Here is a 9,469-nt window from a genome sequence, read left to right as displayed (position 1 = left end):
CCAGCCTCCTGCTCCTTCAGCGCTGCAATAATCTGCTCTTCCGTAAATCTCTGCTTCTTCTTCGTCCGTCCTTAATGAGCCGGACTCTAATCCATTCTGGAGGAAATTCTCAGGGGCAGGTCACTGACTGACATGGATGCCGGCCGCGCGGGTAATCTCCGAGATCACTGCACCATGCTCAAGGCAGGCTGCACCACATTCAAAACCCTCATCGCCTACGGCGTCCGTTACGGTTCCGAATAACGGCGCTGGTTTGCGTGATCGGAACTTTCTTATCTGCGTTAACCTGAATTGGAGGCTATGATAATGCTGCATTGCAAAATGTTGACTATTTATGCATGGATGGGAACTGAAAAGATATCCGCCGAAGCATTGCGTTAAAGTAGCTTTTATTTCGAGTCTCATTTTCAGAGGGCTAGATGCGTATCACAATCGGTGCAGATTATGTAGGACTTGTGTCGGGTGTTTGCTTTGCTGATTTTGGTCATGATGTTATTTGCGTGGACAAAGACGAAAGCAAAATTCAAACTCTAAAATCTGGTAAAATTCCGATCTTTGAACCGGGGTTGGAGAAGCCCGTTGCGGAGAATATTGCAACTGAGTGTTTGAACTTCTCAACTGATCTGGTTGCTTGCGTACCCACAAGGGATGTAATCTTCATTGCAGCGGGTACGCCCTCGTGGCGAGGTGATGGCCACGCAGATCTTTCTTATGTTCACGCAGCCTCACGCGAAATTTCGGAGCATATCTCTGGCTTTACTATCATCGTAACCAAATCAACCGCTCCTGTTGGGACTGCAGACGAAGTTGAACGCAATACGAGGAGGAGCAGCGATCGATGATTTCAGAACGGACAGGATAGTTATCGGTTTGAACAACGACCGCGCTCGTGATGTGATGACCGATGTTTACCGACCGCTCTATCTCATCAGGCGTCCTTACTTTTCACTTCACGGCGCACCTCTGAACTGATTAAGTGCGCTGGGAATGCCTTTTTGACCATGAAAATCACTTTTATCAATGAGATGGCAGACCTTTGCGAAAAGGTAGGTGCAGATGTCCAGGAGGTTGCTCGTGGTATCGGGCTTGACGGCCGCATCGGCTCTAAGTTTCTGCATGCTGGCCCTGGGTTTGGCGGCTCCTGCTTCCCCAAGGATAGACTGGCTTTAGTCAAAACTGCACAGGATCACGAAAGCCCGGTACGTCTGATTGAAACAACGGTTGTCGTGAACGACAATCGCAAGCGAGCTATGGGTCGAAAAGTTATCCAACCAACTGGCGGAGATGTTCGTGGTAAGAAAATTGCTGTATTTGGGCTGACCTTCAAACCCAATACGGACGATATCGCGATAGCCTTCCATCGCTATCATTCACACACTCCAGGACGCTGGAGCCAGCGTTATCGGGTATGATCCTGAAGGTATGGAGAATGCAAAGAAGGTAATTGAAGGAATTACCGACAGCCGTACACCTTACAATGCCGCCGAAGGTGCCGACGTGCTTGTCATCGTGACGGAGTGGAACCAGTTTCGGCGCTTAATTTTATGAAACTGAAAAGCGTTGTGAAATCCTGTACTGGTTGATCTAAGAAATATATACAGCGGGGTGCTCTCGCAAAATTTGATTTTAACTACACGGGAGTTGGACGAGCCCATTAAATTCCTGGGATTAAGCGAGTCTAGTTAATGATGTAATCAAATATCTATAGTATATGGACGCAAAATCTTGATTGTTAACTAAAGATATAGTTCAGATTCGATGTAAGTAATATTGCTTTTCATGGAATTTTTTGGTTATAAAAGAATTATGAATTATAAGCGTAGTAAGTTCGCCGGGGTAACAGAAATTACACCTACCCGTTTCGGGGGGCGCCGGGGATATTTTTCCGAGGTTTTCAAAGACACCTGGTTTCGCGAGAGCGTTGCGGATGTCGGCTTCATGCAGGATAACCAGTCGTTTTCTCGCGAAGTCGGCACGCTTCGCGGCCTGCATTTCCAGCTGGAACCCTTTGCCCAGGGCAAGCTCGTAAGGGTATTGAGCGGGTCGATTTTCGATGTTGCCGCGGATATCCGCACCGGTTCGCCTGATTACGGCCGGTGGGTCGGCGTGATACTGACGGCGGAGGAGGGAAACCAGCTCTGGATTCCCCCGGGCTTCGCCCACGGTTTTCTGACTCTAGAACCCGATACGCTGATTCATTATAAGGTCACGGCACCTTACAGCGCAACGCATGACCGGGGCCTGCACTGGAATGATCCATCGATCGCGGTTGCATGGCCCGATGTCTCTGCTGGATTTACCCTGTCGGCGAAGGACGAGGTGCAGCCCTTCCTGACCGATCTGGAGCCAGCATTCACCTACACTTCTGACGACAAATAGGCTGGGGAAACACTATGCGTATTCTTGTGACCGGCGGCGCTGGTTTCATCGGTTCGGCCCTGGTTCGCTATCTCGTCACAAATGTTGGTGCCGACGTTCTGACGGTCGACAAGCTCACTTATGCTGGCAATCTCACCTCGTTGAAACAGATCGAAAACGCTCCGAACCATCGTTTCCTCAAGGCCGACATTGCCGACCGGGCCGCAATGACCGAGGCGATCGAGGGCTTCCAGCCGGACCGGATTATGCATCTGGCCGCCGAGAGCCATGTTGATCGTTCGATCACGGGGGCCGGGGATTTCATCCAGACGAATATCGTCGGCACCTTTGCCCTCCTGGAGGCGGCGCGCCACTACTGGAACGACCTGGCATCGGAGCGGAAGGCTGCCTTCCGTTTTCTCCATGTATCGACCGACGAAGTCTATGGTTCTCTTGGCGAGGGAGGGCTCTTCGAAGAGGAAACGCCTTATGATCCATCCTCTCCCTATTCGGCATCGAAAGCCGCGAGCGATCACCTCGCCATCGCCTGGCACCGCACCTACGGCCTGCCAGTGGTGGTTTCCAACTGCTCGAACAATTACGGCCCCTATCACTTCCCGGAAAAGCTGATCCCTCTCATCATTCTCAATGCCATGGACGGAAAGCCGCTGCCCGTTTACGGCAACGGCGCCAATATCCGGGACTGGCTTTATGTCGAGGATCACGCCCGGGCTCTGCATCTTATCGCCGGACATGGACGCCTGGGCGAAAAATACAATGTCGGCGGTCGCAACGAACGCCGCAACATCGACGTGGTCCAGCGCGTCTGTGCCCTGATGGATGAACGCAAGGCAACAAGCGCGCCGCATGAGAAACTGATCTCCTATGTCACGGATCGGCCGGGTCACGATGCGCGATATGCGATCGATGCGACGAAGCTGGAGACAGAACTCGGCTGGAAGGCAGAGGAGGATTTCGACAGCGGCATCGCTAAGACTATCGACTGGTATCTCGCCAATGACTGGTGGTGGAAACCGTTGCGCCAAGGGGTTTACTCCGGCGAACGTCTCGGCGTTCTGAAAGGGTGAGCATGCGCATCGCGATAACCGGAAAACAGGGGCAGGTCGTTCAGGCGATGGTCGAGCAGGCTGCAAGCCTTGGCGTCGAACTTATCACTGTCGGCCGGCCCGAAATGGACTTGGCCGACGGGTCAAGCGTGTCGCGTGCACTCCTGGCGGCAAATCCGGATGTGATCGTATCGGCGGCAGCATATACGGCTGTCGATAAGGCCGAGAGCGAACCCGAACTCACGTTTGCCGTCAATGCCGTAGGGGCAGGAGCTGTGGCCCAGGCTGCGGCCCAGATGGGCGTTCCACTTCTTCATCTTTCAACCGACTATGTCTTCGATGGAAGCAAGGTTGCCGCCTATGTCGAGGACGATGTAACCGGTCCACTTTCGGTTTACGGTGCGTCGAAACTCGAAGGCGAGCGCCTGGTGGCGGATGCCACCGACAACTACGCAATCCTGCGCACGGCCTGGGTCTATTCCGCAAACGGCGCGAACTTCATGAAGACCATGCTGCGGCTTGCCGAGAGCCGCGACGAGGTCGGCGTCGTTGCCGACCAGTTCGGCCGCCCGACCTCGGCACATGATATTGCCGATGCACTTATCCGGATCGCTTTGCGGCAGAAATCCGACCCGGATCAGCGCTTGCGCGGCATTTTCCATCTTGCAGCTGACGGGGAGGCAAGTTGGGCGGAGTTTGCGCGTGAAATCTTCAAGGGGCTTGAACAGCGAACCGGGAAGTCGGTCACGGTCAAGCCGATCTCGACCGCGGACTATCCGACCCCTGCAAAGCGTCCCCAAAACTCGCGGCTGTCGACCGACAAGCTGAGTGTGATTTATGGCATAAGCTTGCCCCATTGGCAGGCCTCAACAACTGCTGTGCTCGATCGTCTGATCGGACAGGCGAGCAAAGGAGAGACTGAATGAAGGGCATCATCCTCGCGGGCGGCACGGGCTCTCGCCTGCATCCCATCACCTTGGCTATCTCCAAGCAACTGATGCCGATCTACGACAAGCCGATGATCTACTATCCGCTGACCACGCTGATGCTCGCCGGCATCCGCGACATCCTGATCATTACCACGCCGCACGATTCCGAAGCCTTCAAACACCTGTTGGGCGATGGTTCCCAGTGGGGCATTTCCATCAGTTACACCGCACAACCATCCCCGGACGGCCTCGCTCAGGCCTTCATCCTCGGCGCGGACTTCATCAACGGCGAGCGCTGCGCCTTGGTGCTTGGCGACAATATCTTTTTTGGGCATGGGCTACCAGAACTGATGAAATCAGCAGTCGATCGCAAAGAGGGAGCGACCGTGTTCGCCTATCATGTGACTGATCCGGAACGGTACGGTGTTGTCGACTTTGACGAAAAACGCCGGGCGGTTTCAATTGAGGAAAAACCCAATCTTCCAAAATCAAATTGGGCGGTAACGGGTCTCTATTTTTACGACGAAAAGGTGGTTGAGCGCGCCGCAAACCTGAAGCCATCCCCGCGCGGCGAACTTGAGATTACTGACCTCAACAATGTCTACCTTGCACAAGGTGAGCTTTCCGTCGAACTGATGGGGCGAGGTTATGCCTGGCTGGACACCGGCACGCCTGACAGTCTCCTCGATGCTTCGAATTTCGTCGGCACGCTGGAAAAACGCCAGGGCTTCAAGATTGCAGCACCGGAAGAAGTCGCTTTCCGGCAGGGCTATATCGATGTCGACAAACTGGCGGCTTTGGCGCAGGAGCTCGGTAAGAGCAAGTATGGGAGTTACCTACACGCGCTCACCACTGAAAAATAGTCTTCGTTCTGCCAGAATAATGTGAACTTTAGTAATTAAACTGGGGCCATTTGAAATAAAGTGTTTCTGGGACTTGTTACTGGACGCGGAAATCACCGAGGCCACCATAGAAAGAGAGATTTAGCAATGAAATTATGTTCTCATCTAAGAATACCAACCGGGGTGGCTTTATTATTCGGACTAGCGGCCTGTGCCACCGCAGGCCCTTACGCTGATTTCAACTTGTAAATATGCCAAACTCCCCTGGATGCAGGATTTTATTTGATTCAGGAAAACCAGTAACCTTCAGCAACAGTGAATTTACAGCCGCCTTTGCGCTGGGTTCGAGTTGCCTCCGGAAATACCCAACACCGCGGTCCGGATTTCGAAGAGACGGAGTATAACTATTGACCCAAATAAAAAAGTGCAAGGATGATTTCCTTTGCGAACGAGAGCGGGGATGTGGGTAAAATTGTAGTCAGAAGGAACAATGTCGGCGGACGGAATGGGAAAGTTACTCCATATATATTCTTTTCTTCCAAAATATTATCAAACCACCCCTGACGCGCCGCGCGTCACTATATTTTGACATTGGGCTTTACCACTTTCACGAAGGAGGCGCTGCCATGAATAACTGGGAGGCGGATTTAATTTCGAATACCAACAGGCGCGGGATCCTTGGGGGCACTCTTGGCATTTCTAACGTCCCCTTCTTATAAATCAGTCTGGCTTGTTCGGTGCGCTATATTCTGGAAGGAAAAGGGAATCTGCGGAAAATTTTGGGGGCCCATTTCTCTAGATGCCTTTGTGCTGGTTACGGGTGTTATATTTCACCCAAATCTGAAATTGAACCAGGGTTGCGTTTGCCCCATCCCGTGGGGGTTGTTATTGAAGAAGGGAGCGTAATCGGCAAAAATGTAACAATTTTTCAAAATGTCACATTAGGCCGATGAGACAATAACGCTGCGGATTGCCCTCCTGTGGGAGATGGAGTAACAATCTACGCGGGGGCGGTAATAGTAGGGTCCGCCACAGTTGATAGCGGAGCAACCGTTGGTGCAACGCACTAATTCTCCAAGATGTTCTACGTACGGCTATCGTAGGCGAGATTCCCACCCGGTCTTTGCGTCCACTAAACAATTAGCGCTGCGCTAAGCTATTTGGCATATGCTCCAATCTAACTATCGACATTTCGCGATATTGAGAACAACAGTGCGATAAAAACTAAATGAAGCGTCTATTTTTACCGGTTTCCATCGTTATAGCCAATATATCAAATTTTTTCATAATTTGGATCGCATCCGCGAGACTAGGAATAACCGAGTTTGCTTCATTTAGTTTTTGGATGGCGACGTCCCAATTGACAACAGTTGTTTTGTTTGACTGGATTAGGACTAATTATATTAGATTTTCTCAGCAAGACATTGCCAAGAAGACCAATATTATATGCCTGTACGCGGCGATATCATTCCTAGCGTTAGCGACGTCAGTTCCATTGGCAATAATTTTTTCCCAGAAAATTATTGTTGCGGTGCTTGTTTTTGCTGCTAGCCAAGGACTGTTTGACCTAGCGCAAGCCCATGCCCGAGTCGAATTTCGTAATAGAGATTTTGTAGCGTTAGGATTTATTCGTTCAATTGCATCTATTCTTGTATTTTTTGGTGCAACCCATTTTTTTCCGACCGCCAACGCCGGAATTCTTTCACTTGCAATCGCATTTTCTATCGGTATCGCGTACAACCTTATACGTATGGCGCCTAGCGCCTGGATTTTCAGATGGAGCATGACAACGCACGAGGTAAAACAAATCGCTTCGTTTGGTGTTTCGGTTTCTTTGGCGAACCTGCTTTTTTATGCGACACAGGCGATAATTAGAGGTCTTGCGATTGCGAGCCTACCAGGTCCGCAAACATCTGGAGGGTTACTTGCCCTAGACATTTCGCAGAGAATATTCATGAGCATAGGGATGGCGATAAATCTGGTCACCTTACAGCCGAGCATCCGTTTAATTCAGGATTCTCATGAGCGGCACTTCATTAAGTCATGTCATGTTCAGTTTTGCACGATGTTTGCAGTCATTTTTCCAATCGCCGGAATTTTCATGCTTTTTCAGAAGGAATTCACTGATCTATTTGTAAATTCAGAGTATTTATCAGGATACTTATTGAATATATACATAATTTCGTTTGCCTCTGCAGTTGTGGCATTTCGTTCTTTCGCAATTGATGTTGGATTTATACTTAATGGCCGCGGTGGTCCGGTATACGTCGGAGCTCTTGCCGGTTTTGTTGTCACAGGTATTACATATGTTTGTATTTTTTACTACGATTCGAGGGAATATTGTATGTCTGTCTCCATTTTGGCGGGGTCGCTTGTCTCTGTGATAACGTCATTGATCATGCTAAGAAGAATCCCAAATTGGGGGTTGCCATGGTTGGACACAGCTAAAATTGCCTCGGCTAGCCTGATTTTCATTCTTCTTGCTGGACTACCAGCCAACACGCCACTACTTTACATTGCATTTGCAATTGTGGTTGTGTCAACATTGTATGTTTACTTATTAGGTTTTCTTAAGGTCAATGCGTTCTCATATATTTGGCCACTTTCCTAAAGCATGTCGCTGTTTTTGAGATTCACGATTCTCAAATCAGTGTAGCTGTGATTCCCTCATGACGAAGGAGATCGCCAGGGGCAAATCACATCCAATCGCGTTGCGTAGTCGTGTTGTTGCGTTTGTTGAAGAAGGCCGTAGTCATCGGGAGGCTGCCCGGCATTTCCGGGTGTCGTCGCGTTTCGTCAACAATCTGGCGACCCTGAAGCGCGAAGCCGCTTCAACTTCGCGTTCTCGTCCTCAATCGTCTTCAGCCGCTTGGCCTCGGATACGTCCATGCCGCCAAATTTCGCTTTCCATTTATAGATGCTGGCATCAGTGACGCCGTGCTTGCGGCAAAGCTCCGAGACCGGCGTCCCCGCCTCATGCTCCTTCAATATCCCGATGATCTGTTCGTCCGTAAAACGGTTGCGCTTCATTCCCTGGTCCTCTCGATGGGCCAGAGCTTACTTCAAAATGGATTATTTCAACGGGGCAAGGTCATCGCGTTTCCGCCGGTGCTCACACTGCGCCATTTGGCGTATCAAAAACCGCCGAGGCTCTAATACCAGGCGGATGAAACTTCAGTGGCAGGTCAAAGGCGGAAAACTCAACCATCCACTGGTCCGGGAAACTTGGACCGGTCCAAGCGCCAATCAGTCCCAGTATTCGCCGTCTTTGAGCTCTGGAAGACCATTAACCGCGCGGCGCGTGAGAAAAGCTATCACTAGCCCAACGAAGATGCCGATCACTAGTCCAAAACCAATGTCCATGGGTCTTCCTCCTCCACAGAGGCTCTGCCTACAAGGCAAGGAAATCAAGATATCCAATACGTCACTACTCCCCATCCATCAGGATTATACAAATGCTCATTGGTATTAACTTACGGGATTCCATTTTTGGGCAAATCATGAATCAGAATGGCGGAAGGGATTTCGCCATGGGAACAGCCGTTACAATCCGCCAGAACTATACGGCCGACGACTTGCGCCGGCTTTCCAGACGGAGCTGTGGCGCGGACTGGGCTCGCCGCTTGCTTGCGCTGTCCGTCATTTATGAAAGTGGTTCACGGGGCCAGGCGGCATATATTGGCGGAGTGGGCTTGCAGATCATTCACGACTGGGTTGAGCGTTTCAATCTGCGCGGCTTTGGCAGGAGTATCGTATCCCGGTGAGCCGCCAGAAGCTTGGGCGCGAGTTGAATGCCATGGGCTATCGCAAACTCACGGCTCGGCCAAAACATAATACACAGAACCCGGATGCGATTGAGGAATTTAAAAAACATCCCCGTCGCAGTGGCGCAAATCGCCACCGGAGTTGCTAAAGGCAAACGAATAGAAATCTGGTGGCAGGACGAGGCTCGTATCGGTCAAAAAGAACGAGAGCACACAGCGCTGGGCCAGACGCGGAACACGACCGTCAGCCCGCACGACCAGCGCAGACGGTCGGCCTATATCTTCGGAGCGATCTGCGCGAGGCTCGGCAAGGCCGCAGCCCTCGTCATGCCGTGGTGCGACACCTATGCCATGACCCAGCATCTGGCCGAAATCTCTCGCCACGTTGACCTGCCCCTGAGAATTTCCTTCAGAATGGATTAGAGTCCGGCTCATTAAGGACGGACGAAGAAGAAGCAGAGATTTACGGAAGAGCAGATTATTGCAGCGCTGAAGGAGCAGGAGGCTGG

Annotated in this window: 7 protein-coding genes and 2 pseudogenes; 7 read left to right on the top strand and 2 right to left on the bottom strand. The window is 51.2% G+C overall.

The annotated features are described in order from the left end of the window. The first annotated feature begins 419 nt into the window (after nt 1–419). The 6 genes and pseudogenes from ASC86_RS25350 (at nt 420) to ASC86_RS25880 (ending at nt 7,807) form a co-directional block, all read left to right on the top strand. Nucleotides 420–1,658 (top strand): annotated as a pseudogene (locus ASC86_RS25350) (UDP-glucose/GDP-mannose dehydrogenase family protein). Between the two features lie 148 nt (nt 1,659–1,806). Then, entirely contained in the window at nt 1,807–2,379 is a 573-nt protein-coding gene (gene rfbC, locus ASC86_RS16170) for a dTDP-4-dehydrorhamnose 3,5-epimerase (RefSeq protein ID WP_056323307.1), read from the top strand. Nucleotides 2,380–2,393: 14 nt separating this feature from the next. Next, nucleotides 2,394–3,446: a dTDP-glucose 4,6-dehydratase gene (gene rfbB / locus ASC86_RS16165; RefSeq protein ID WP_056323304.1), complete on the top strand. Its 1,053-nt coding sequence runs from the start codon at nt 2,394–2,396 to the stop codon at nt 3,444–3,446. A gap of 2 nt (nt 3,447–3,448) precedes the next feature. Further along, a complete protein-coding gene (rfbD, locus tag ASC86_RS16160) occupies nt 3,449–4,351 on the top strand; it encodes a dTDP-4-dehydrorhamnose reductase (protein ID WP_056323300.1) in 903 nt (300 codons plus the stop codon). Then, nucleotides 4,348–5,217: a glucose-1-phosphate thymidylyltransferase RfbA gene (gene rfbA, locus ASC86_RS16155; RefSeq protein WP_056323298.1), complete on the top strand. Its 870-nt coding sequence runs from the start codon at nt 4,348–4,350 to the stop codon at nt 5,215–5,217. The genes rfbD and rfbA overlap by 4 nt, the downstream gene beginning before the upstream one ends. Nucleotides 5,218–6,424: 1,207 nt before the next feature. After that, nucleotides 6,425–7,807, top strand: coding sequence for a hypothetical protein (locus tag ASC86_RS25880; protein WP_156387085.1), 1,383 nt, complete (start codon nt 6,425–6,427; stop codon nt 7,805–7,807). A 212-nt stretch (nt 7,808–8,019) separates the two neighbouring features. On the opposite strand, the pseudogene ASC86_RS16150 reads toward ASC86_RS25880, so the two are convergent. Continuing rightward, nucleotides 8,020–8,226 (bottom strand): annotated as a pseudogene (locus ASC86_RS16150) (transposase); the annotation flags it as partial. 425 nt (nt 8,227–8,651) lie between these two features. Here ASC86_RS16150 and ASC86_RS16145 point away from each other — a divergent pair. Then, nucleotides 8,652–8,960: a hypothetical protein gene (locus tag ASC86_RS16145; RefSeq protein ID WP_056323293.1), complete on the top strand. Its 309-nt coding sequence runs from the start codon at nt 8,652–8,654 to the stop codon at nt 8,958–8,960. A gap of 99 nt (nt 8,961–9,059) precedes the next feature. Here ASC86_RS16145 and ASC86_RS26400 read toward each other — a convergent pair. Beyond that, a partial coding sequence (locus ASC86_RS26400) for a hypothetical protein (protein ID WP_210170359.1) occupies nt 9,060–9,469 on the bottom strand: 410 nt, incomplete at its 5' end.

Origin of the sequence: Rhizobium sp. Root1212 (assembly GCF_001424985.1) — a bacterium.
Classification (GTDB): Bacteria; Pseudomonadota; Alphaproteobacteria; order Rhizobiales; family Rhizobiaceae; genus Pararhizobium.
Note: the sequence above shows the minus strand (reverse complement) of the source record. Positions and strands in the feature narration are given on the sequence as shown.

Coding starts and splice junctions, on each gene's coding strand:
- rfbC (WP_056323307.1), top strand. CDS start 1,807: ATGAATTATAAGCGTAGTAAGTTCGCCGGGGTAACAGAAATTACACCT.
- ASC86_RS16145 (WP_056323293.1), top strand. CDS start 8,652: ATGCTCATTGGTATTAACTTACGGGATTCCATTTTTGGGCAAATCATG.
- rfbD (WP_056323300.1), top strand. CDS start 3,449: ATGCGCATCGCGATAACCGGAAAACAGGGGCAGGTCGTTCAGGCGATG.
- ASC86_RS25880 (WP_156387085.1), top strand. CDS start 6,425: ATGAAGCGTCTATTTTTACCGGTTTCCATCGTTATAGCCAATATATCA.
- rfbA (WP_056323298.1), top strand. CDS start 4,348: ATGAAGGGCATCATCCTCGCGGGCGGCACGGGCTCTCGCCTGCATCCC.
- rfbB (WP_056323304.1), top strand. CDS start 2,394: ATGCGTATTCTTGTGACCGGCGGCGCTGGTTTCATCGGTTCGGCCCTG.